This is a genomic window from Ethanoligenens harbinense YUAN-3 (genome assembly GCF_000178115.2).
GTDB lineage: Bacteria > Bacillota > Clostridia > Oscillospirales > Ethanoligenentaceae > Ethanoligenens > Ethanoligenens harbinense.
Genome location: NC_014828.1, coordinates 228,110 through 251,259 on the forward strand (window position 1 = coordinate 228,110; position 23,150 = coordinate 251,259).

The 23,150-nt window shown below is 60.4% G+C and carries 22 protein-coding genes and 1 riboswitch; of the genes, 10 read left to right on the forward strand and 12 right to left on the reverse strand.

Features of this window, described 5'->3' with window-relative positions; genetic code table 11:
* Window positions 1-24 precede the first annotated feature (24 nt).
* The 7 genes from ETHHA_RS01110 to rpsU form a co-directional block, all read right to left on the reverse strand.
* Complete coding sequence (locus tag ETHHA_RS01110) at window positions 25-474, reverse strand: CD1247 N-terminal domain-containing protein (RefSeq protein WP_013484184.1); 450 nt, start codon at window positions 472-474, stop codon at window positions 25-27.
* Window positions 475-607: 133 nt separating this feature from the next.
* The gene (efp, locus tag ETHHA_RS01115; protein WP_013484185.1) at window positions 608-1,165 is read right to left on the reverse strand and encodes an elongation factor P; all 558 of its coding nucleotides are present in this window, start codon (window positions 1,163-1,165) and stop codon (window positions 608-610) included.
* Between the two features lie 212 nt (window positions 1,166-1,377).
* The gene (locus tag ETHHA_RS01120; RefSeq protein ID WP_013484186.1) at window positions 1,378-2,445 is read right to left on the reverse strand and encodes a M24 family metallopeptidase; all 1,068 of its coding nucleotides are present in this window, start codon (window positions 2,443-2,445) and stop codon (window positions 1,378-1,380) included.
* A gap of 38 nt (window positions 2,446-2,483) precedes the next feature.
* A complete protein-coding gene (gene aroQ / locus ETHHA_RS01125) occupies window positions 2,484-2,921 on the reverse strand; it encodes a type II 3-dehydroquinate dehydratase (RefSeq protein WP_013484187.1) in 438 nt (145 codons plus the stop codon).
* A 55-nt stretch (window positions 2,922-2,976) separates the two neighbouring features.
* Entirely contained in the window at window positions 2,977-3,834 is an 858-nt protein-coding gene (locus tag ETHHA_RS01130; protein ID WP_013484188.1) for a TIM barrel protein, read from the reverse strand.
* A complete protein-coding gene (locus ETHHA_RS01135; RefSeq protein WP_159033342.1) occupies window positions 3,831-4,331 on the reverse strand; it encodes a YqeG family HAD IIIA-type phosphatase in 501 nt (166 codons plus the stop codon). Before ETHHA_RS01135 ends, ETHHA_RS01130 begins: the two co-directional genes overlap by 4 nt.
* 105 nt (window positions 4,332-4,436) lie before the next feature.
* Window positions 4,437-4,613 (reverse strand): 30S ribosomal protein S21, encoded by a 177-nt coding sequence (gene rpsU / locus ETHHA_RS01140; protein WP_013484190.1) that lies wholly within the window; start codon window positions 4,611-4,613, stop codon window positions 4,437-4,439.
* Between the two features lie 539 nt (window positions 4,614-5,152).
* Here rpsU and ETHHA_RS01150 point away from each other — a divergent pair.
* The 7 genes from ETHHA_RS01150 to ETHHA_RS01180 all read left to right on the forward strand — a co-directional run bounded on the left by ETHHA_RS01150 (window position 5,153) and on the right by ETHHA_RS01180 (window position 13,200).
* On the forward strand, window positions 5,153-6,469 hold the full coding sequence (locus tag ETHHA_RS01150; RefSeq protein ID WP_013484191.1) for a circularly permuted type 2 ATP-grasp protein: 1,317 nt from the start codon (window positions 5,153-5,155) through the stop codon (window positions 6,467-6,469).
* A complete protein-coding gene (locus ETHHA_RS01155) occupies window positions 6,451-7,107 on the forward strand; it encodes an alpha-E domain-containing protein (RefSeq protein ID WP_013484192.1) in 657 nt (218 codons plus the stop codon). The genes ETHHA_RS01150 and ETHHA_RS01155 overlap by 19 nt, the downstream gene beginning before the upstream one ends.
* A 62-nt stretch (window positions 7,108-7,169) precedes the next feature.
* Window positions 7,170-7,991, forward strand: coding sequence for a transglutaminase domain-containing protein (locus ETHHA_RS01160; RefSeq protein WP_013484193.1), 822 nt, complete (start codon window positions 7,170-7,172; stop codon window positions 7,989-7,991).
* A complete protein-coding gene (locus tag ETHHA_RS01165) occupies window positions 7,945-8,928 on the forward strand; it encodes a M14 family metallopeptidase (protein ID WP_013484194.1) in 984 nt (327 codons plus the stop codon). The genes ETHHA_RS01160 and ETHHA_RS01165 overlap by 47 nt, the downstream gene beginning before the upstream one ends.
* The gene (locus ETHHA_RS01170; protein WP_013484195.1) at window positions 8,925-9,881 is read left to right on the forward strand and encodes a M14 family metallopeptidase; all 957 of its coding nucleotides are present in this window, start codon (window positions 8,925-8,927) and stop codon (window positions 9,879-9,881) included. Before ETHHA_RS01165 ends, ETHHA_RS01170 begins: the two co-directional genes overlap by 4 nt.
* Window positions 9,882-9,975: 94 nt before the next feature.
* On the forward strand, window positions 9,976-10,689 hold the full coding sequence (locus ETHHA_RS01175) for a TMEM165/GDT1 family protein (protein WP_013484196.1): 714 nt from the start codon (window positions 9,976-9,978) through the stop codon (window positions 10,687-10,689).
* Between the two features lie 96 nt (window positions 10,690-10,785).
* The gene (locus tag ETHHA_RS01180; protein ID WP_278244180.1) at window positions 10,786-13,200 is read left to right on the forward strand and encodes a vitamin B12-dependent ribonucleotide reductase; all 2,415 of its coding nucleotides are present in this window, start codon (window positions 10,786-10,788) and stop codon (window positions 13,198-13,200) included.
* A gap of 712 nt (window positions 13,201-13,912) precedes the next feature.
* Here ETHHA_RS01180 and ETHHA_RS01190 read toward each other — a convergent pair.
* The 5 genes from ETHHA_RS01190 to ETHHA_RS01210 form a co-directional block, all read right to left on the reverse strand.
* On the reverse strand, window positions 13,913-14,521 hold the full coding sequence (locus ETHHA_RS01190; protein WP_013484199.1) for a 2-oxoacid:acceptor oxidoreductase family protein: 609 nt from the start codon (window positions 14,519-14,521) through the stop codon (window positions 13,913-13,915).
* Window positions 14,518-15,303 carry a thiamine pyrophosphate-dependent enzyme gene (locus tag ETHHA_RS01195; RefSeq protein ID WP_013484200.1) on the reverse strand — a complete coding sequence of 262 codons (786 nt, stop codon included), beginning with the start codon at window positions 15,301-15,303 and terminating at the stop codon, window positions 14,518-14,520. Before ETHHA_RS01195 ends, ETHHA_RS01190 begins: the two co-directional genes overlap by 4 nt.
* A complete protein-coding gene (locus ETHHA_RS01200; RefSeq protein ID WP_013484201.1) occupies window positions 15,303-16,367 on the reverse strand; it encodes a 3-methyl-2-oxobutanoate dehydrogenase subunit VorB in 1,065 nt (354 codons plus the stop codon). The genes ETHHA_RS01195 and ETHHA_RS01200 overlap by 1 nt, the downstream gene beginning before the upstream one ends.
* A 9-nt stretch (window positions 16,368-16,376) precedes the next feature.
* Entirely contained in the window at window positions 16,377-16,583 is a 207-nt protein-coding gene (locus tag ETHHA_RS01205; protein WP_013484202.1) for a 4Fe-4S binding protein, read from the reverse strand.
* A gap of 65 nt (window positions 16,584-16,648) precedes the next feature.
* Complete coding sequence (locus ETHHA_RS01210) at window positions 16,649-17,311, reverse strand: ParA family protein (RefSeq protein ID WP_013484203.1); 663 nt, start codon at window positions 17,309-17,311, stop codon at window positions 16,649-16,651.
* Window positions 17,312-17,505: 194 nt separating this feature from the next.
* Window positions 17,506-17,604, forward strand: a riboswitch (TPP riboswitch).
* A gap of 79 nt (window positions 17,605-17,683) precedes the next feature.
* Here ETHHA_RS01210 and thiC point away from each other — a divergent pair.
* From thiC to ETHHA_RS01225, 3 genes are all read left to right on the forward strand, one after another.
* Complete coding sequence (gene thiC / locus ETHHA_RS01215; RefSeq protein ID WP_013484204.1) at window positions 17,684-18,982, forward strand: phosphomethylpyrimidine synthase ThiC; 1,299 nt, start codon at window positions 17,684-17,686, stop codon at window positions 18,980-18,982.
* A 268-nt stretch (window positions 18,983-19,250) separates the two neighbouring features.
* Entirely contained in the window at window positions 19,251-19,787 is a 537-nt protein-coding gene (locus ETHHA_RS01220; protein WP_013484205.1) for a GNAT family N-acetyltransferase, read from the forward strand.
* Window positions 19,788-19,881: 94 nt separating this feature from the next.
* Window positions 19,882-23,127 (forward strand): DEAD/DEAH box helicase, encoded by a 3,246-nt coding sequence (locus ETHHA_RS01225; RefSeq protein WP_013484206.1) that lies wholly within the window; start codon window positions 19,882-19,884, stop codon window positions 23,125-23,127.
* Window positions 23,128-23,150 lie beyond the last annotated feature (23 nt).

A 23,150-nucleotide genomic window follows, 5' to 3' on the forward strand; every position in this document is an offset into this window, starting at 1 on the left:
TACCGGCGGCTCTTTGATGAATCTTCAGTGCTTTTCGGAATCTTCTTCGTCATCGTCATGGCCGACACAGCCGTCACAGATGTCGTCCTCGTCGTCGGTGCTGAAATCAAATTCCAGTTTTTCGCCGCATTTCGGGCAGGTCATCTCGCCGTCGGAAAGCAGATCGTCGTCCAGATAGACTTTTTCGCCGCATTTCGGGCAGGTGAGCTCGTAATAATCGGAGTCGTCGCCCTCGTCGTCCTCATCCTCATCGTCGCCGTAGAAGTCCTTTTCAAGGTCTTCCAGATCCTCGTCAATGGCATCCACCTGTTCGGTCACTTCGGAGATGCTGTCTTCCACTTCCGAAACCGTGAGTGCCACATCGTCGAGTACCTCGACGATGGCTTTGATGATGCGGCCTTCTTTCGATGTTTCATCCACACCGAGGCCTTCCACCAGCCCTTTGAGATACGCTACTTTTTCTGTGATCGTCATTTCTCAAGCGCCTCCTTTGCGCCGCGCGCCGCGCGGCCTGTGTGGGCGGCGTGCTTTCCGCGCGCCTGCCCGTTGCCGGCTCTGCAAAGCGAGCTCCGTATCGAATGAGATGCCGCAAATACAAGTATTGCCCTTATGCGCGTTCCATATACTCGCCGGTGCGGGTGTCTACGCGGATCCTATCACCCTCGTTGATGAACAGGGGCACGCGGATTTCGGTGCCGGTCTCCAGTTTGGCGGGCTTGGTCACGTTGGTGGCCGTATCGCCCTTCAGGCCGGGTTCGGTCTCGGTGATCTCAAGCTCGACAAACGTCGGCGGCTCGATGCCGAACACTTTGCCCTTATAGGAAAGCACTTTGACATCCATGTTCTCTTTCACGAACTTGAAGCTGTCGCCCACATCACTGGCGTTGATGGGCAGCTGCTCAAAGCTTTCCTTGTCCATCAGGTAGTAGATGTCGCCGTCGTTGTAGAGATACTGCATGTCTTTGCGTTCGATATAGGCCGTGGGGAATTTGTCGGTGGGATTGAACGTTTTTTCCACCACCGCGCCGGTGATGACGTTCTTCAGTTTGGTGCGCACGAAGGCCGCGCCCTTGCCCGGTTTGACGTGCTGGAATTCTACAATGGAAAACACATTGCCGTCCATGTCAAAAGTCAAACCGTTCCGAAAATCGCCTGCTGAAAGCATTCCGTTACCCTCCAAAAATGAACAGCGGCCTGCCGCCGCAGACAAAAAACTGCGCAGCCGGACAACTCTGCATGATTTCATGATTACTCTGATTAGTGTATCCTATAAAACAGATTTTTGCAAGTGTTTGCCAAGCAAAAGGACCCGATTCCGGCAAAATCTCTCTTCTGTGTGCAAAACCCGATGCGCGGAGCAGTGCAGGAAGGCATGAGTCAGAGCACCAGCAGTTCCTTCGGGCTTTGGGTGAGAATCTCGCAGCCGCCGTCGGTGAGCACGGCCAGGTCCTCGATGCGCACGCCGAAGCGTCCCTCCAAATAGATGCCCGGTTCGATGGTCATCATCATGCCGGCCTGCAGCGTTTCGTGACAGGCGGGGGAGAGCCGGGGCTCCTCGTGGATCTGCAGGCCCACCGAGTGGCCCAGCCCATGCCCGAAGCAGCCCTCGTAGCCCGCGCCGTAGATGATGCCGCGGGCGATCTGATCCACCTCGCTGCCTGTTTTGCCGGGCGCCAGCTCCTGCTCGGCGGCCAACTGCGCGGCCAGCACCGTCTCATACACCTTGCGCATCTCGTCCGTTACAAATCCGAGCGCCACGGTGCGCGTCATATCCGAACAGTAGCCGTCTACAATGGCGCCGGTATCCATCGTGATGAAATCGCCGGGCTGCAGTCTGCGAGCGCCGGGTACGCCATGCGGGCGCGAGGAATTCTCCCCCGATACGACGATGAGACCAAACGACGGGCCGGACGCGCCGTTCTGCCGCATGAAATATTCGATCTCCAGCGCGATATCGTGTTCCGCCGCGCCTGGTTTCAGGAACGGCAGAATGTGTTTATACGCGTCGTCGGTGATCTGCTGTGCCCTGCGGATGACGTCCAGCTCTTCCGGACTTTTGATCATTCGCAGGCGGAGAATGGCGTCGTTGAACGCGTTGCCCTCATCAAATGTGATGTCGGGGAACAGCTTGCGGAAACGGTTGAGGTCCGCCACCGGCAGCTCCTTGGCCTCGATGCCGGCGGTGCGCACGCCCTCGGCTTTGAAAAACGCCCCCATCTGCATGGCTGCGTCCTTCAGCAATTCCACCTCACAGCCTTTGGCGCCCTCGCGCGCGGCCTCGATATAGCGCGAATCGGCCAGCAGTACGGCGCGCGCCCGGCCCACCAGCAGGATGCCGTCGGTGGCGGCAAACCCGGTGAGATACCGGCGGTTGTGTTCCGAAAGCACCAGCCCGGCGTCGATACCTTCCGGAAGCGCCTGCATGAGCGCGGTGCAATGTTCCATAAAGATTCCCTCCCGGCGGCTGCGGGCCGCTTATCGATTTAAAACAGATCCACCAGCCCCTGCAGGGCCAGGACATAGCTGTATTTTCCAAACCCGATGACGGACCCTGCGCAGACCGGGGCAATCACCGACTTGTGCCGGAACTCCTCGCGCGCGTGGATATTGGACATATGCACCTCAATGGTGGGGATGCGGATGGCGGCAATGGCATCGCGCAGGGCGATGCTGTAATGTGTCAGCGCGCCCGCGTTGATGACCACGCCGTCGAACTGCCCGCGTGCGGCGTGCAGCAGGTCGATGAGCGTGCCCTCGTGATTGGACTGGCGGATCTCACAGGTGATGCCCAGCGCGTCCGCCGCGGCCTGGATCTCCGCATTGATATGTTCGATGGTGTCTTTGCCGTAAATGCCCGTTTCACGTTCGCCCAACAGATTGAGATTTGGGCCGTGCAGCAACAGCACCCGGTGCTTTGGCATAATAGTCATTCCTTTCCGTGATTTTAAACATTAGAATATCCAAACGCCCGCCGCGTTACCGCAGGCAGGCCAGATACATGTCTTTCATGCGGCGTGCGTCCGCCGCCTGTGTGCCCGCCGATTCGCAGATGATGGTGGGGGCAAGCCCGCGCGCAGCCAGTTCCTCCGCCAGCGGGGAGAACGGCGGGCCGTACCCATGGCCGTCGGCAAAGGTCAGGTGGCGTTTTTCACCCGCCGCGGTGTATTCGATCTGGGAAAAATGCGCGTGAAACACCCGCAGTCGCTCGTCTCCCAGCGCCCGGCCGATGGCGTCTAGCACGGCCGCATAGTCGGCGCGCGTAACCAGCCCGCCGCCGGTGCGGGCGTTCAGGTGCCCGAAATCGATGCACGGCAGCAGGCGTTCATCCAGCCCGCAGATGGCCAGTACCTCGTCCAGTGTGCCCAGTTGCCCGATCTTGCCCATCGTCTCCGGGCAGATGCGGATATGCCCCAGCCCGGCCGCGTCCAGCTCCGCAAGCGCCTGCCGGAACGTCTCGCAGGCCAGGGCCAGCACGTCGGCGCGGGGGCGTTTGCCGCAGGCGCCCGGGTGCACCACCACGCGCCGGGCGCCCATCCAGTCGGCGGCGCGGGCCGACTGGAGAATATAGTCCACACTGCGCGCGCGGATGTCCGCATCTTCGCTGGCCATGGAGATATAGTACGGCGCGTGCAGCGAAAGCGCGATGCCTGCCTCCCCGGCGGATTTGCCCACCTGTTTCGCACCCGGTTCGGAAACACGCACACCATGCCCGCACTGGTATTCATAGGCGTCCAGCCCCAGCGAAGCCACATACGCGGGCGCCTGTGCGGTATGGCGCAAACCCGCGGCAAAAAACGCATCCTCGTTGCCTGCGGCACCGAAACGCGCCGTCACGGCTGTTCCTCCCTGCCTTCCGCCGGGCAGGCGCGGATAAACGGCATCTCCAGCCGACGGCGCAGTCGGTAAAACAGAGAATGCCCGCCTCCGCCGTATGGCGATACCATCCAGACCCGCAGGCCCGCCAAGTGCCCGCCCACCACGTCGGTGTAGATCTGGTCGCCCACGGCCACCACACGGTCTTTGGGCAGGTCCATGGACTGCACCGCCCTGGAAAACGCATGCGGCAGCGGTTTGAGCCCGTTGGAGCGGTAAGGCAGGTCGAGTGCCGCCGCAAACCGCGAGACCCGGTTGTGGTAATTGTTCGAAAGAACATAGAGCCGGATCTCAGCCTCTTTTAAATTGGAAATGAACGTGCGGATTTCGTCGTCCGGCAGCGGGGCGTACCGGTCCGCCAGGGTGTAGTCGATATCGAGCACCAGCCCTTTCACGCCCTCGCCCTCCAGCAGTTCGGCCGAGATCGCCGCGATATGAAGAAATCGTTTGTCCGGCACAAAAAGCACATCGTCACCCGCCCGTTCCAAAGAATGTGTGAAAAGAGACCATACATGCGAAAAAGCGGGCACAAAGCCCGCTTTTAACGTTTCATCAATCTGCAATCAACGATGCTTGCGCTTCCGTGCCGCCTCGGATTTCTTCTTGCGTTTGACAGAGGGTTTTTCGTAGTGTTCCCGTTTGCGCACTTCCGCAAGAACGCCCGAACGCGCACACTGCTTTTTAAAGCGACGCAACGCGCTGTCCAGCGATTCGTTGTCTTTGATTCGGATCTCAGCCATTTCTATTCCCTCCCTCCGTCTAACGAACGGAATTTCACCGGAAGACCCGATGCGGACTCAAGATAGCCCGCGCCCCGTCGCCCGAAACGGAAGCGCGCGTGTAGTCCCCCAAAAAGAACCCACAGATGGTATTCTTTATTATACAGCTTCCGGACTCCGCTGTCAAGGGCAACCGGCCCGAACATTGCCGGATTCCAAAACATTTTTCCATTCTGGACAAAAACCGCCCGCATCCCGCGCTCGGAATAAAGCGCGGCTCCTTAGGACAAAACAGCGGCGGCCGCCATCGCAGGAAACCCTATACAGCTTATCCCGCCGCGCGGTGCATTACTCCGCCGCTCACAAAAAAGCAGACGAAAACAGACTGGCCTGTTCTTTTTTATCATGCGGTGGATCAGAAAAATTGTCATAAACTCCATCTGATGACAATTTCGGCCGGTGTACATTGCTTTTGCAAAAAAATCGGCGTAAAATAAAGCCATCCTAATCAAAACAATGGATGAACGCCCAATCACACACAGCGGACAAGGAGAACATGCGTGGACAATCAAGTGCTGTATGAACAAGCCGGGCAGGTCAATCACGCGCTTGAGCGCTATGGCGTCAAGTTCGGCGTATACAAAAACGGAGAATTTCACGAACAGCTCTTTCCATTTGACGCACTGCCACGGGTGATTCCCGCAGACCAGTTCGCCAGGCTCGAACGGGGCCTGATCCAGCGGGTTTGCGCGCTCAACCTGTTTTTATCCGACATCTACTCCAAACGCTGTATCCTGCGGGATGGCGTCATCCCGCCCGAATTCATCTATTCCTCCAAGGGCTTTCTGCTGGCCTGTCAGGGCATCCGCCCCCCACAGGACGTATACGCCCATATCTCGGGTATCGATCTGGTGGAAGCGCCCGACGGATGGTATGTATTGGAAGACAATCTGCGCGTTCCATCCGGCGCGTCCTACCCCATGATCGCCCGCGAGATCGTGCGGCGCGTCACCCCGTCTTTATTTGAAAAGAACCGTGTGCACGAGAACCGCAACTACGCCGGGCTGCTGGCCGGCATGTTCCGTGAGGTGCAGCGCCCCGGCATTGTGGTGGTGCTCACCCCGGGGCGGTACAACTCCGCGTTTTTCGAACACGCCTATCTGGCCGAAAAGACCGGCGCCACCCTCGCGTTCCCCGAGGACCTGGAGGTGGAGGGGGACGTGGTTTATTACAAGAGCTTCGACGGCAAAAAGCAGCGGGTGGGCGCCATTTACCGCCGGGTCTCGGATGAATTTCTCGACCCGCTCCTCTTTGACGAGCGTTCCGTCATCGGCGTGCCGCACCTGATGGAAGCCTACCGCAAGGGAAACGTGGCGCTCATCAACGCGCCGGGCAACGGCGTGGCCGATGACAAGGGTACTTATTATTTCGTGCCGAAAATGATCCGCTACTACCTGGGCGAGGAGCCCATTTTGCAGAATGCCCCCACCTACGTGCCGTATTATGAAGAAGACAAGGCCTATATCCTCGCGCACCTCGATAAGCTTGTCATCAAAGACGTAAGCGAGGCGGGCGGATACGGCGTCGTGTTCGGGCGCGATCTTGCCGCCGCCAAACGGGAAGAGCTGCGGCAGGCCATTCTGGCCAAACCCCGTCGGTTCATTGCGCAGGAGATTATCAATTTTAATGATCTGAATATCTGTCTTGACGGCAAACCCGTTCCGCGCAAAGCCGATTTCCGCGCGTTTGTCGTGCATGGGCAGGACATCCGCGTCTGGCACAGCGGCCTGACGCGTTATGCATTGCAGGCCGGCTCGTTCGTCGTCAACTCGTCACAGGGGGGAGGGTTCAAGGACACATGGGTACTGTATCGATAACACAGGCGGAAAAGCTCTATTGGCTTGGGCGGTACGCGGAGAGGGCCTATACGCTCACCGGCCTGCTCGCACGGTATTACGACCGCATGCTCGACGCAGACGCGGACGCCTATCGGGAATACTGCATGAGGCTCGGCATCCCGGATATCTACCGCGACAAAACGGATTTTCTGTGCCGCATTCTGGGAGACGCAGGCAGCCAGGCCAGTATCGCCTATGCTCTGGGGCAGGCCAATATCAACGCCATGCTGCTGCGCGACCGGCTGGCCACCGAAACGGCGTCTTATATCCAGTCCGCCTGCAACGCCGTTCCGCAGGATTTTCAGGAGAGCGTCTCCATTACCCTGCGGAACGTGACCGGTCTGCTGCTGGCGTTCTGGGGCGCGGTGGACGACCTGATCCTTGCGGACGACGTGCGTGATTTCATCAAGGCGGGCAAATACACCGAGCGCGTTGACCTCTATACCCGGTTTGAGCTGGGCGAGCCCTCGCTCGGCGCCGCCAAACGGCGCCTTTCCCGTTCCCTTGCGCATATCGACGACGCCGGCGTCTGCAAAGACCTGGCCGACATGCTGACCGAGGGGCGCAGCGTGACCACCCGCCAGATCGACGAAGGCATCATCGACATGCTCCAATGAGCGGACGCGGCCCGTGTTTATCCTTATGGATCGACATACCCGCACACGGGAGGAAACGACACATGAAACGGTTTTCCTTTGAATATCGGTCGTCTATCCGGTTCAGCCAGCCGGTCAAGGCACATCATTTCCGGCTCAAATGCCTGCCCGGACGCTTTGCGTTCCAGCACATCTACCACGAGTGTTGCGCCTTTGCGGGCGGCATCACGCCGCTGGAGGGGGCCGACGCGTTCGGCAACCGCACGCTGGCGGGCACCATCGCGGAACCGCACGACCTGTTTGCGTTCACGGTCTCGGGCGAGGCGCTGCAGAGCTTTTATCTGCTGCGCGAGCCGCTTGACGATCTGTTCCTGTATGAAAGCCCGCTCACGCATATGAGCGGCGCGATGGAAGCCTTTGCGCAGACCATCCCGGGTGGGGGCACCGCGGCCAAACAGGCCAGCGCCGTCTGCAAGGCGCTGCAGGCGCGGCTGACCTACCTGCCCGCCTCCACCGATGTGGACATGCCGGCGGCGGACGCGTTTGCCCAGGGCAAGGGGGTCTGCCAAGACTATGCGCAGATCGCGGTGGCTCTGCTGCGCGGCCGGGGTATTCCCGCGCGGTACTGCGCGGGCCTGATGCCCGGCGAGGGCGAGACCCACGCGTGGGTGGAATATTACGACGGCGGCGCGTGGCACGGCATCGACCCCACCAACGACCGTGCGATCGATTACGGCTACATCAAGCTCTCCCACGGGCGCGACAGCGCCGACTGCCGGGTGGACCGGGGCTGCTTCGTGGGCCCCGCGGAGCAGGTGGAGCAGACCTTGGAAATCCATGTTAAAGTAGGGGAACAATGTGATCAAGAAAGTGGAAACGGTCAGCCGGACCTGCCTGCCCGTTGACGAAATGCTGTGCATCCGGCGCTGCCGCTACCTCCCGGGGAACCTTACCGAAGATGCGATCGCCGGGCTGCCGCGCATCTCGCTCGTCACCGGCGTACACGGGGACGAACTGGAAGGGCAGTTTACCTGCTATGAGCTGGGAAGCCAGTTGGCGCAGCATCCCGAAGGGCTCACCGGCGTGGTGGACATTTACCCGGCCATCAATCCGCTGGGCATCGAATCCATCCGCCGCGGCGTGCCGGGTTTCAACGTGGAGATGAACCGGCTTTTTCCCGGCAACCCCGATGGGTTCATCGTGGAAAAAGTAGCCGGGGAAGTGCTTGAGAGTCTTGTTGGCTCCGATCTGGTGGTGGATATCCACGCCAGCAACATCTTCCTGCGGGAGCTGCCGCAGGCGCGCATCAACGAGAACGACGCGGAAACGCTCACGCCGCTTGCTTCCCGGCTCAACCTCGATTTTCTGTGGATACATCCGTCGGCTACGGTGCTGGAATCCACGCTGGCGCATTCGCTGAACGCGCGCGACACACGCTGTATCGTGGTGGAGATGGGCGTGGGCATGCGCATCACACGCACATATGGCCATCAACTGGTGCGGGGGATCTTTAACGTGATGCGGGCGCTGGGTATCTGGAACATCCCGGACGCGGGCATGGACACACCGCATAAGACCCTTTGTTCTCTGGAGCGCGGCGTCTATTTTCTCAACGCAGAAGCTTCCGGCATTTTCGTGCCCCGCGTGGAGCACTGCGCCATCATGGAAAAAGGTGAGGAGATCGGGCGCATTCTCGATCCGCTCACCTGCACCGTCCAGGAACGCATCATCGCACCGTGCAGCGGGCTGGTGTTCACCCTACGGGAATACCCGGTGGTCTACACCGGCTCGCTCATCGCGCGGATGATTGAAGGTGTGGAGGATTATCAGCTGCGAATATGAAAAAGAAAACGATCTTTCAACTAAACGCCCCCTACCGGGAGCCGATGCGCGTTACCGCGTTTTTGTTCGGTGACGCGGATCCCGCTGCACGCGAAACCGGCTGCGCCGTTATGGGCGCCACCCGCGGCAATGAGGCGCAACAGATTTACACCTGTGCCCATCTCGTGGAACGCCTGCAGGAACTGGAGCAGCAGGGCGGCATCGCCCCCGGCAGACAGATTGCCGTCATTCCCACCGTCAATCCCTATTCGGCGAATACGGCGCACCGCTTCTGGCCCATGGACGATACCGACATCAACCGCATGTTTCCCGGCTACAGTCTGGGCGAAACCACCCAGCGCATTGCCTGGCATGTGTTCGAATATGTCAGGCCCTACCGGTACGGCGTGCACCTTTCCAGCTACTATATGCCGGGTGAATTCATGCCGCATGTCCGCATGATGCAGACCGGCTATGAGGATACGGACGCCGCCGCGCTGTTCGGCATGCCCTATGTCTATGTACGAAAAACGCGGCCTTACGACACCACCACGCTCAACTACAACTGGCAGATATTTGGAACACACGCATTCTCCCTCTACGCCGGCAAAACCGATGAACTGGACGAAGCCGCCACTGCGCGCTCGGTGCGGGCCGTCCTGCGCTTCCTGAAAGGCATGGGCCTTCTTACGGACAAGGTGGAGATCCCCAGCCGTCCCGGTCACGCTCCCACGCAGGTCATCACCGGGGAAAACCTTACCCCCGTGCTGGCCAAAACCGGCGGTATCATGCGCCGTGTACGCCACGCTGGCGACATGGTGCGCCGCGGCAGCGAGCTTGGCTACATTCACGACCCATATGACAACCGTATCCGGCAGACGCTGCTCTCCCCCAAAGACGGGCGGGTGTTTTTTGTGCACCGCAACCCGTTCGTCTATGAAAACACAACCGCCTACCGCATCCTGAGTATCTGACGGGCGGCCCCGGCGGGCAACGCAGGTTCCATGTCTTTTTTTCTCCTCCGGCACATACCGTTGAACAGAACGCTACGCTGGAGGAGGGGCCGCCATGCCTGTTTTGATCAGTTTGTCTGCACTCACGCCGTTTCTGACGGCGGCCGCTTTCGTGCTCCTCAACGAATTGGGGGACAAGAGCCAACTGCTCACCATTGCGTTTGCCAGCCGGATGCGTGTGGGAAAGGTGCTGTTTGGCGTCCTCATCGCTACGCTGGCCAACCATGGGCTGGCGGTGGCGGTGGGCACGCTGCTGGCGCATGTGCCGGGATGGGACGGATGGGTGCGGTTTCTGGCCGCCGTGCTGTTCCTCTTTTTTGGCCTGGCGGCGCTGCGACCGGACATTTCCGCCGAAAAACGCTCGCCCCCACAGAGCCGGCTGGGTGATGTAGCCACTGTGGCGTTCGCCTTTTTCTTCGCGGAAATGGGCGACAAGACCCAACTGGCCACCGTTGCGTTGGCGGCACGGTTTCCCGACGCGCCGCTTTTGGTGCTGGCGGGCGCGGCGGCGGGCATGCTGCTGGCGGACGGCATCGGCATCACGGCGGGTGTGCTGCTCCACCGTAAACTTTCGGCAAATGTCTGCCGGGTGGTCGCCGCGGTCACATTCGTGCTGTTCGGCCTGTTCGGCATTTATGAGGGCCTCACCGGGCTGCTTGGTTTTTCGGGCGCCGGGGCGGCTGTCGTCACCGTGCTGGCCGCCGCCTGCACGCTGACCGCCGGCATCTGCCTGCGCAAGCCGGGCAGAAAGCGGACCGGCCGCGCGTGAGCCCCGCCCGATTTTCGTCAAGTTGCCGATTGACAGAAAACCTAAATATTGATATGCTTAAAAAGCGGATATACCATATATTGTGTATATCCGCTTATGCATCGGATCGAACACAATTGCGCCGGCCTTTTCGCGCAGAGCGAACCGGGCATTTTCATACAACAATCGCACAGGAAACGGTGCTCCACGGGAAGCACCGGAACATCAAGGAGGACCAAACGGATGGACATCACCCCAAACGCACGCACCGTATTGGAAAAACGCTATCTGATCCGAGACGCGGACGGGAGGCCGACCGAAACCATTGAGGAACTGTTTCACCGCGTGGCGGACGCCATCGCCGCGCCGGACAGGACCTATAACCCGGACGCCGACATCAAGGCGCTGGCCGACCGCTTTTATGCCCGTATGACCAAACTGGAGTTTTTACCCAACTCGCCCACGCTGATGAACGCGGGGCGGCCGCTGGGGCAGCTCGCGGCTTGCTTCGTGCTGCCGGTGGAAGACAGCATGGAGGCCATCTTCGAGGCCATCAAGCAGGCGGCGCTCATCCACAAGTCGGGCGGCGGCACCGGCTTTTCCTTTTCGCGCCTGCGGCCCAAGGGCAGCACCGTCAACACCACAGGCGGCGTGGCTTCCGGCCCGGTGAGCTTCATGCGGGTGTTCAACATGGCCACCGAGGCCGTCAAGCAGGGCGGCACCCGCCGCGGCGCCAACATGGGCATCCTGCGGGTGGACCATCCCGATATCCTTGAATTTATCGACTGCAAGAAAAACAACGCCGATATTACGAATTTCAACATCTCCGTGGGCATCACCGAAGCCTTCATGCGCGCGGTGGAAGCGGACGAGGAATACGACCTCATCGACCCCAACACCAAAGAGAGCACCGGGCGGCTGTCGGCCCGGGAAGTCTTTGAAAAGATCGTGGACGCGGCATGGCGCAATGGGGAGCCGGGCATCATCTTCCTCGACCGGCTCAACCGCGACAACATGGTGCCCTCGGTGGGCGCCATTGAGTCCACCAACCCCTGCGGGGAACAGCCGCTGCTGCCCTACGAGGCCTGCAACCTCGGTTCCGTCAACCTGCACCGGATGCTTCGGCGGCAGGAAGACGGCGCATCCGTCATCAACTGGGACAAGCTGGCCGACGTGGTGCGCGACGCAGTGCATTTTCTGGATAATGTCATCGACGCCAACCGCTATCCGCTTGCGCAAATCGACCATATGACCAAGCAGACCCGCAAGATCGGCCTGGGTGTGATGGGCTGGGCCGACCTGCTGCTGGAACTGGGTATCCCCTACAACAGCGACGAAGCCGTGGCACTGGGTGAAAAAGTGATGGGCTTTATCACCGACACCGCACGCTCGGCAAGCGCCGGGCTGGCACAAGTGCGCGGCGCCTTTCCGCTCTTTGAAGAAAGCACCTTGAAAAACGGCACGCCTGTGCGCAACGCCACTATGACCACCATCGCCCCCACCGGCACGCTGTCCATCATCGCAGGGTGCTCCAGCGGCGTGGAGCCGGTGTTTGCCTATGTGTTCATCCGCAATGTGATGGACGGCACCGAACTGGTGGAAGCGAATCCCGTGCTGCGGCAGTTGCTGGAGGAACGCGGGCTTTACAGCGAGGACCTGATGCGGCAGATTGCCCAAGAAGGTAGTCTGGCACACATCGACGCGCTGCCGGAGGACATCCGGCGGGTGTTCGTCTGCGCGCACGACATCTCCCCGGAATACCACATCAAGATGCAGGCGGCGTTCCAGCGCCGCACCGACAACGCGGTGTCCAAAACCGTGAATTTCGCGCATGACGCAACCATTGCGGATGTGCGCCGGGTCTACATGCTGGCCTATGAGCTTGGCTGCAAGGGCGTGACCATCTACCGCGACGGCAGCCGCGACGCGCAGGTGCTCAACATCGGCAAAGTGAACGCGGAGAAACCTGCCGCTACGGAGGCTGCACCTTCTGTTTCCGGCACCGCGCGCGCCGCCGGTTTGCAGCCGCGCCCCCGCCCGAACGTGACCACCGGGTTCACCGAGCGCTGCCGCATTGGCTGCGGGAACCTCTACATTACCGTCAACTACGATGAAAACGGCATCTGCGAGGTTTTCACCAACACGGGGCGGGCGGGCGGATGCCCGTCTCAGAGCGAGGCCACGGCGCGGCTGGTGTCCATTGGTCTGCGCGCCGGGCTGGATGTGGACAGCATCATCGAGCAGCTCAAGGGCATCCGTTGCCCTTCCACCATCCGGCGACCGGGCATGCAGGCCACCTCCTGCCCCGATGCCATCGCTCGTGTGATCGAAAAGGTCAAGAATATTCAGGCCGGCGAGCCGGCGCAGGTATCCGCTGTTGTCGTGCAGGCGGAGAATGAAGCCGTGCTGCACCGCTGGGCCCCGCCGGAAAACACCCCGGCGATGAAATATTGCCCTGACTGCGGCGCCAAAATGGAGCACGAGGGCGGCTGCGTTATCTGCCGCAACTGCGGCTATTCCAAATGCGGGTGAACACAGTCCACTTTTGAGTTCAGGGAAGCATACCAAAACCATGCATACACAGCCTGAACAGGCGGCCGCAGGCCGCATTCAAGTTCAGGAAAATTTCTTTAGAACAAAAAGCGCACAGCCTGAACGGGCGGCAAAGCCATCTCACCTCTTTGCTCTATTATGGCATGAGAAAAGAGCGCGGTATACTGCAAAAGTGCAGAAAAAGAGTGCCAAAATGCAGCGCGGACGCGGGGATAGACGGCGGGCAGCGCTGCCGCTTTGCATGGCGGGCATGTCCGGCGCAGGCCGACCGGCCGCCGTTTGCGGCGGGAAAATGCCGCCACTGTTTGAGCGCGGGCGAGTTTGGCGGCGTTTTCAGGGAGACAGTTTTTACTGTGTAACCTACTTTGGGCAAAGCGGATTAGCCCGCCGAAAGGCGTTTTTTGCATCCTTTTTGTCGCCACACAAAAAGGATGGCCCCCGCGGGCGGGCTGAGCCCGCAAACAGGTTCAAGCAAGTTTTCAGTGGATGGTACGCGCACGGCCTGAAAGGGAGGCGGACACACGCCGCTTTCCAGTTCAGAAAAGTATAGATAAAACAACACGTGCATTACCCTAAAAGGCGGTTGCAGACCGCATTTTAAATGCAGGCACACAAAAAACCATCTGTAATGCATCTTACGATGTTTACAGATGGTTTTTTATATCGCCGTAGTATATACTGTATGTATATACTATTTGTTATATTCCATTCCAATGCCGATGGCCTTGATATTTGCGTCCACCAGCGCGGCCTTGCGCGCGGGCACAGACTTGCGCAGCCCCGCGATCACGGAATCATACGCCGCAAACTGCGTTTCGCGCAGCAGCTTGCCCAGCATGATCATATTCGCCAGGCCGTCGATCTTGTTCTCGCTGGCCAGCCGGGTGGCGGGAATGTAAAACGCGCGGATATCGTTGCGCTCCACTTTCCGGTCGATGAGGAACGAATCCAGCACCGCAACGCCGCCCGGCCGCACATGGTCGATGTATTTTAGGAATGAAGGCAGGTTCATCACCACGAACGCGTCCGGATCAGTCACCAGCGGGGAACCCACCGGATTACTCGAGATGCACACCCCGCAGTTGGCGGTTCCGCCGCGCATTTCCGGTCCATAAGAGGGCAGCCATGACACTTCGCGCCCCTCCAGCAGGCCGGCATACGCCATCACCTTGCCGGAAAACAGGATGCCCTGCCCGCCGAACCCGGCAAACAGCGTGGTCATGGAATACGGCTTCGCCTGCGCGCCATTACCCGCCGTGACCGGCGTATCGACTCGTTCGGAAGTGGTCGTCGCCATCATGCATGCACCTCCGCCTTTTGTTTCACAGTCTCATCCGCCGTTTCCGCATGCTTGTCCTTATACACGCCCAGCGGATAATACGGCATCATGTTTTCGCGCAGCCAATCCAGCGATTCCACCGGGGAAAGGCCCCAGTTGGTCGGGCAGGTGGAGAGCACTTCCACCAGCGTGAAACCTCTTCCCTCGATCTGATACCGGAACGCTTTGTGGATGGCTTTCTGCGCGGCGCGCACATGGGCGGGGCTGTCCACCGCCACACGCTCGATATACGCCGCGCCGTCCAGCGTGGAAAGCATCTCGCAGATGCGCACCGGGTAGCCCGCCGTCTGCGTGTCGCGCCCGTACGGAGTGGTCTGGGTCACCTGGTTCGGCAAGGTGGTGGGGGCCATCTGCCCGCCGGTCATGCCGTAGATGGCGTTGTTGACGAAGATGACCGTGATGTTCTCCCCGCGCGTGGCGCTGTGCACGGTTTCGGCCGTGCCGATGGCGGCGAGGTCGCCGTCGCCCTGGTAGGTGAAGACCACGCTTTCCGGCAGCGCGCGCTTGATGCCGGTGGCCACGGCGGGCGCGCGCCCGTGCGCCGCTTCCACCATGTCGCAGGAGAAATAGTCATACGCCATCACCGCGCAGCCCACCGGGCAGACGCCGATGGTCCTGCCGCCGATATCGAACGCATCCATTGCTTCGGCCACCAGCCGGTGGATGATGCCGTGCGTGCAGCCCGGGCAATAATGCAAGGGCGTATCGGTGAGCCCTTTCGGTTTTTGAAATACGACCGCCATTACCGGTCACCTCCCAGTATCCGCTCGATCTCCGCGAGAACCTGTGCCGGCGTGGGGATTACGCCGCCGGTGCGGCCATAGAAATGCACCGGGCGGCTGCAACTGATGGCCAGCCGTACATCGTCCGCCATCTGGCCCATGTTCATCTCCACGCTCAGAAACGCTTTGGCCGTTTTGGCCGCTTCGGCAAACGCGTCCGTCGGGAACGGCCAAAGCGTGATGGGGCGCAGCAGCCCCACGTTCAGCCCTTTGGCGCGCGCGGCCATCACCGCGCTTTTGGCCACGCGGGCCGACGCGCCGAACGCCGTGACCACCAGATCCGCGTCTTCTATATGGAAACGTTCGGAGCGCTGTTCGTTGGCAATGATGGTGTCATATTTTTTAAAGCGCTCGAAGTTGAGTTCTTCCAGTTCTTCCGGCTGGAGGTACAGCGAGTTGATGATATTGTGCGGGCGTTTGCCGCCGTGCCCGTTTGTCGCCCAGGTCTTGGGCGGCAGGTCGGCTTTCTGAGGCTCCTGCACCAGCACCGGTTCCATCATCTGGCCGAGCATGCCGTCCGAGAGGATCATAGCCGGCACGCGGTAATGGTCGCTGCGGTCGAATGCCATGAACACATGGTCCACCATCTCCTGCACCGAATCCGGCGCGAACACCAGCAGATGAAAATCGCCGTGCCCGGCCGCGCGGGTGGCCTGCCAGTAATCGGACTGCGAAGGCTGGATGCCGCCCAGTCCCGGCCCGCCGCGCTGCACGTTCACGATGAGGCAGGGCAGGTCGCAGGCCGCAATATAGGAAATGCCCTCGCTCTTGAGGCTGATGCCCGGAGAGGACGAGGATGTCATGGCGCGCACGCCTGCGCAGGCTGCGCCATACACCATGTTGATGGCCGCCACTTCGGATTCCGCCTGGAGATATGTACCGCCGATCTTGGGCATGCGTTTGGCCATATAGGCGGACACTTCGGTCTGCGGCGTGATGGGATAGCCGAAGAAATGCCGGCAGCCGGCGCCGATGGCCGCCTGAGCCAGCGCCTCGTTGCCCTTCATCAAAACTTTTTCAGGCATGCACAAATCCTACCTTTCCACCACGATGGCCACGTCCGGGCACATCAGCGCGCACATGGCGCAGCCGATGCAGAGCGTCATCTCGGCCACATGGGCGGGATGGTAGCCTTTACTGTTGAGCGTCTCCGATGAAAGCGCCACGATCCCTTTGGGGCAGGCGGTGGCGCACAAGCCACACCCCTTGCAGCGTTCTTCATCCACAATGATCCTTGGCATATCAAAATTACCTCCTGTCGGGCGCGACGATGCGCGCCCGATCGTTGCCAATACAGAACGGGCGGTCACCACGGGGGCACGACCCACATGGTCAGTGGATAAACCGAGGGCAGACGGGAGCGTGCGGCGTCGGCCAGCTCTTGCCGCACGCCGGTGTATATAAGCGGCAGGCCTGTGAGTGCCGCCGTCTGCTCCGCAAATGCCGCGGATGCGGCCGGCACATCCGTGTCGGTCTCGTTCCCCAGATTGGTGTTGTTCACCAGGCCGGTGGCGGGCACGCGCGAAACCGCCTCGATCTCCCGCAGGATCTGCACTGCTTCTTCGGGTGTGGATGTGAGCGGGCGGCGGGCATTGAACACATACAGATGCGCATAGTCCGCCGCCAAGATACGGTGCGCATACGCGCCAAGCGCCGCGGCGCCCGCGTCGTCCCCCCCGACATCCAGCACCACGGTATAAGACGTGTCGTCAAACACGGCAGCCAGTTCCCCGGGCAGCGCGGGCAGGTCGAGATTGGTGCCCGCGTAGATGGGCCGAATAACCCGCACGCCTGCGGCTTCAAGCGGACCTTTGCTGTCCGCCGCACGGAAATACGGGTTGACGATATCCATATCCACCAGACAGGTCTTCCGCCCCGCGCGGGCATTTTCCATCGCGAGGTTGACGGCAAAAGTTGTTTTGCCGCTGCCATAATGCCCGGTGATGATTTGCAATCGGCTTTGGAGCATTCGGTTCCTCCGGGGAGAAAATGCAAAACACGCATTCCATGTTTTGCCTGCATATCCCCATTATATCATCTGTTTGCCAAAAAAACAATCTGCAATACTTGGGGCGGGCGCAGTCCGCTTTACTTTTGGAGGATATTGTGGTATACTGTCCATACCGTGCGCGCGGTCTGTCCGCGCCCAGGGTACAATTACATATTTGTTTGCGGGGGGACCGTTTCGGTTGAGAAGGTTAAAACCTGACCCTTTGAACCTGTTAGTTAAGACTGGCGTAGGGAAGCAAACGCAGCGTTTATGGTTGCGTATGGAGCGTCTGCCTTTCCGGCAGGCGCTTTTCTGATGGATTTCCCGCAGCCCCACAAAGGAGAATCACATATGGCATACACTACACAGATGGACGCGGCCGCCAAAGGTATTCTGACCGAACAGATGCGCGCCGTGGCCGAAAAAGAAGGCATGGACCCCGACCTGCTGCTTGCGCGCGTGGCCGCCGGCCGCATCGCCGTCCCGGCCAATAAAAACCACAAATCGCTGGTGCCCGAGGGCATCGGGGAAGGCATGCGCACCAAGATCAACGTCAACCTCGGCGTGTCCAAGGACTGCTGCAACCTCGACGCCGAGCTCGACAAGGTGAAAGAAGCCATCAACCTCAAGGCCGAAGCCATCATGGACCTGAGCTCCTACGGCAAGACGGGCGAATTCCGCCGCCGACTGGTCGAGATGTCCACGGCGTCCATCGGCACGGTGCCGGTTTACGACGCCGTCGGTTTCTATGATAAAGACCTTGCGGACATCACGGCGGACGAATTCATCCGCGTGTTTGAGCAGCATGCTAAAGACGGCGTGGATTTCATGACGGTGCACGCGGGCATCAACCGGAACACCGCCGCCACCTTTGCGCGGAGCGGCCGCAAGCTGAACATCGTCTCGCGCGGTGGCTCGCTGCTCTATGCGTGGATGCAGCTCAAAGGCGAAGAAAACCCGTTCTATGAGCGCTTTGACGAGCTGCTCGACATCTGCGCGGAATATGACGTGACCCTCAGCCTGGGCGACGCCTGCCGCCCCGGCTGCATCGCCGATTCCACCGACGCCAGCCAGATTCATGAGCTGATTACGCTGGGCGAGCTGACCAAACGCGCGTGGGCACGCCATGTGCAGGTGATGATCGAAGGCCCGGGCCACATGCGCCTAAATGAGATCGCCGCCAATGTGCAGCTGGAAAAACGGCTCTGCCACGGCGCGCCGTTCTATGTGCTGGGGCCGCTGGTCACCGACATCGCGCCCGGCTACGACCACATCACCAGCGCCATCGGCGGCGCGGTGGCGGGCGCCGCGGGCGCCGATTTTCTCTGCTATGTCACGCCCGCGGAGCACCTGCGCCTGCCCACCTATGACGATATGCGCGAGGGTATCTTCGCGGCGAAGATCGCCGCCCACGCCGCCGACCTTGCCAAAGGTACGGACGACGGCAAGTGGGACGACGCCATGGCCGACGCGCGCCGCGCGCTCGACTGGGAGAAGATGTTTGAACTGGCCATCGACCCCGAAAAGGCCCGCCGCTACCGCAAGGAATCCTTTCCCGAGGACAGCAGCACCTGCACCATGTGCGGCAAGATGTGCTCGGTGCGCAACATGAACAGTGTGATGGACGGCAAGGACGTCAACATCATCTGATAAAAACGCATCCCGTCTCCCAAGGGGCCGCCGCGGATTGAGATTCCGCGGCGGCCCTTTCCGCGCCCTTTTCAGGCAAAGCGCATGTCGTTTGGGAAAGGCTTCCCTGAACATGAACGCGGGTTGTACCCGCCCCGGCTTTCAGGCTGCGCGTGTGCTGTTCCGGCAAAGACGTCTTGAACATAAATGCGGGCTGTGCCCGCCCCGCCTGCTTTGCTTGAATCCGGCGGCGTGATATGGTATACTCATTTAAATGGAGATTTGCCGTTTGCGGCAGAAAATCAGTCTGATCAAGGGGGAACCGCGCGCCATGCCGCAGGAATTTTCAGACGAGATCGGGCTTCGCCCGGCCACGGCCGCCGATGTGCCGCTGATCTGGTCGCTTATCGGTGAGCTGGCCGAGTATGAGCATCTGCGCGATCAGATGGACGCCACGGAACAGGGCCTGCAGGACGCGCTGTTCGACAAACAGGCGGCCCATGCGCTTCTGCTGGAATGGCAGGGCCGGACGGCGGGCTACGCGATCTATTTCTATTCGTTCTCCACGTTCACCGGTCTTTCCGGCATCTATCTGGAAGACCTGTATGTCCGCCCGGCTTTCCGGGGCAAAGGCATCGGGCGCGCAGTTTTCACCCGGCTGGCGCGCAAAGCCTGCGAGGAGGGCTGCGGCCGGCTGGAATGGGAATGCCTGACATGGAATGCGCCGTCCATCGCGTTTTATGAAAAAATGGGCGCCCGTGCCAAAAACGACTGGCGGGGCTACCGCCTTTCGGGCGATGCTCTGCGCACCGCCGCGGGCCTGTGACCCGCCGCGGCACAACTGAAAATCCGGGCGGCCGGGTTCTTTTTCGGGCAGATTTTGACATTGCGTAAGCCAATAGCGGGAGTGTACTTGCATTTTGAATATTGAGATGAAAGATATTGCGGCGGCGGCGGCAAACCGCGCCGCTTTTGAACGCGGGGTGGAATATTATAACCAGCGGCGCGTTTCCAAACTCAAACGCGCCAAAGACGAACAGGACACCGGAGAAAAAGTCACCGCGGAGGTCCGCGGAGGCAAATACAATTATGAGGTGGAAGTTTCGTTCGACCAGAACGGCGAGATGAAGGAAAGCTGGTGCGACTGCCCGGCTTTTTATGAATATGAGGGCTGCTGCAAGCACATTGTGGCGGTGCTGCTGTGCTGCTATGCCCTGCAAAAGACCGATGCGGGCGGCGAGCGCGGCGAAAATGAAAACAAAACCGACCGCTATGCCGGGCGCATGCTGGGGCACTACAGCAAGAAGGCCCTCAGCGAGGCCATGGCGCACACGATTGTGAAAAAAGCCCGGCTGGTGCCCTCGCTGGAGTACGACTACAACGGGCGGCTGAACCTGTCCTTTACCGTGGGGCATGAGCGGCAGTATATCCTCCGCGACCTTTCCAAATTCTTTTTTGAGATGCGGCAGGGCGGCACCGTGGAATACGGCGCCAAACTCACCCTCACGCACGATATCTCGGCCTTTGAGGAAGCGTCCCGCCCGCTGGTACGCTTTTTCATGTCGCGCTATGCGGACTATATGCAGTTTGCGGGCGACGCGGGCGGCTACAAGGCCGGTAAACGCAGCCTCACGCTCTCAAGCAGCGCGTTCGACGAGCTGTTCGGCCTGCTGGTGGGGCAAAAAGTCGCCATGCGGGTGGATTTCCGCAACGAGAAGCATGTGCTGTTCACCGACGAAAACCCTGTGCTCAGCCTGCAAGTGCAGGAAGCGGGCGACGCCTTTCTCCTCAGTCTCTCGGAACTGCCGGTCTTCCTCTATATGGGGGAGAAAAACGCCTATGTGATGCTGGGCGAACGGTTGTTCCGCTGCGCGGAGGACTATACCGCCGCTACGCGGGAATTCCTGCGGGCGTTTACGGACAAAGGCGGCGAACTCACCATCAATCGCAAGGAGATGCCGGCGTTCTGCGCCAACGTGCTGGACGTGATCTGCAGCCACATTGAAGTGGAAAATGCGGATATGCTCGACTGCTTCCGCCCCGCGCCGCTGAAAGCCAAGCTCTACCTCGACATGCCCTCCTCCATGATGGTGACGGGCACGCTCAAATACTGCTACGAGGCCACCGAGATCAACGCCATGGACGAACAGCCCACGCCGTCGGTACAGCGGGACGTGCGCGGCGAATACATCGCGCGCTCGCTGGTGGATAAATACCTGCCGTCCTACAACCTCCAGCACCGCCTGCTGTATGTGGACGACGAGGAAAGGATCTACGCGCTGCTCAGCGAGGGCATCGCGGAGCTTTCCACCGTGGCGTCCGTCTATGCCACCGACCGCCTCGGCAAGGTGACCATCCGCAAGCCGCCGGCGGTGAGCGTGGGTGTGCGGCTCAAAAGCGACCTGCTGAACGTCACGTTCGACACCGGGGATTTTCCGCGTGACGAGCTGCTCGATCTGCTCAAATCTTACCGGCAGCATAAAAAGTACCACAAGCTTTCGGACGGCAGCTTCGTTACGCTGGAGGACGACACGCTGGGCGAGGTATCCGAACTGGCGCAGAGCCTGGACCTTTCGGACGACCAGATCAAAAACGGAGAGGCGGACGTGCACCGCTACCGCGCCATGGTGCTCGACAACATCCTGCGGGACAGCGCGCTCATCCAGTCCGACCGCGACCCGGGGTTCAAATCCATGCTGCGGGAGCTGCGCAGCATGGACGACGCCGACATCCAGCCGCCCGAGAGCCTGCGCCATATCCTGCGCAACTACCAGAAAAAGGCGTTCCGCTGGCTGAAAACGATGGCGCGCTATGGCCTGGGCGGCATTCTGGCCGACGACATGGGCCTTGGCAAAACGCTGGAGACCATCGCCTTTTTGCTGCACAACCATGAGGAAAGCACCGAAAACAAGCGCATTTCCCTTGTGGTGTGCCCCACCTCGCTGGTGCTCAACTGGGTGAGCGAGATTGCGCGCTTTGCCCCCGGCCTGCAATCGCTGGCTATTATGGGCAGCGCGGCCCAGCGGGCGGAGCTGGTCGCGCAGATCCCGCAGTACGACATCATCATTACCTCCTACGAACTGCTCAAGCGGGACATCGACCTCTATAAGCCCTACACGTTTGACTGTGAGATCATCGACGAGGCGCAGTATGTTAAAAACGCCAGCACGCAGAACGCGCGCGCCGTCAAACAGATTCGCAGCGAGCACCGCTTCGCCCTCACCGGCACGCCGGTGGAAAACAGCCTGGCGGAGCTCTGGTCCATCTTCGATTTCCTTATGCCGGGCTATCTCTACAGCCATGCCAAGTTTCGAGAGACCTTCGAACTGCCGGTGGTGAAAGGCGGGGACGAACAGGCCCTCGATCGCCTGCGGCGGATGCTTTCGCCGTTTATCCTGCGCCGCCTGAAATCCAGCGTGCTGCGTGAGCTGCCGCCCAAGACCGAGACCGTGCTCTACGCGCCGCTGGACGGCGAGCAGAAGAAGCTTTATATGGCCAACCTGGCCAGCATCCGGCAGGAGCTCACAGGCTCCCTGCAAAACAGCAACAAGCTCATTGTGCTGGCCATGCTCACCCGCCTGCGCCAGCTCTGCTGCGACCCGTCGCTCTATTACGAAGACTATACGGGAGGCAGCGCCAAACTGGAACTCTGTATGGAGCTGCTGCGCTCCGTTACCGAAAGCGGGCACAAGGTGCTGCTGTTCTCGCAGTTCACCTCCATGCTCTCCATCATCGCCGACCGGCTCACCGGCGACGGCATCGGCTATTATGTGCTCAAGGGCTCCACCTCCAAGGAGGAGCGCGCAAGACTTACCACCCGTTTCAACAACGACGACACGCCGGTGTTCCTCATTTCGCTCAAGGCGGGCGGCACCGGCCTGAACCTCACCGCGGCGGACATCGTCATCCACTACGACCCGTGGTGGAATGTAAGCGCCCAGAACCAGGCGACCGACCGTGCCCACCGCATCGGGCAGAAAAGCAGCGTGCAGGTCTACAAGCTGATCGCCAAGGACACCATTGAGGAAAAGATTCTCAAGCTCCAGCAGGACAAACTCAAGCTGGCCGATTCGGTCATCAGCGAAGGGGACGGCATCATTTCCCGGATGTCGCCGCAGGAGCTGCTGGCTCTGTTCGATCCCTCGGCGGAGGAAGCAGTGGGGTAACGCCAGATGGATAGCAATCGTCC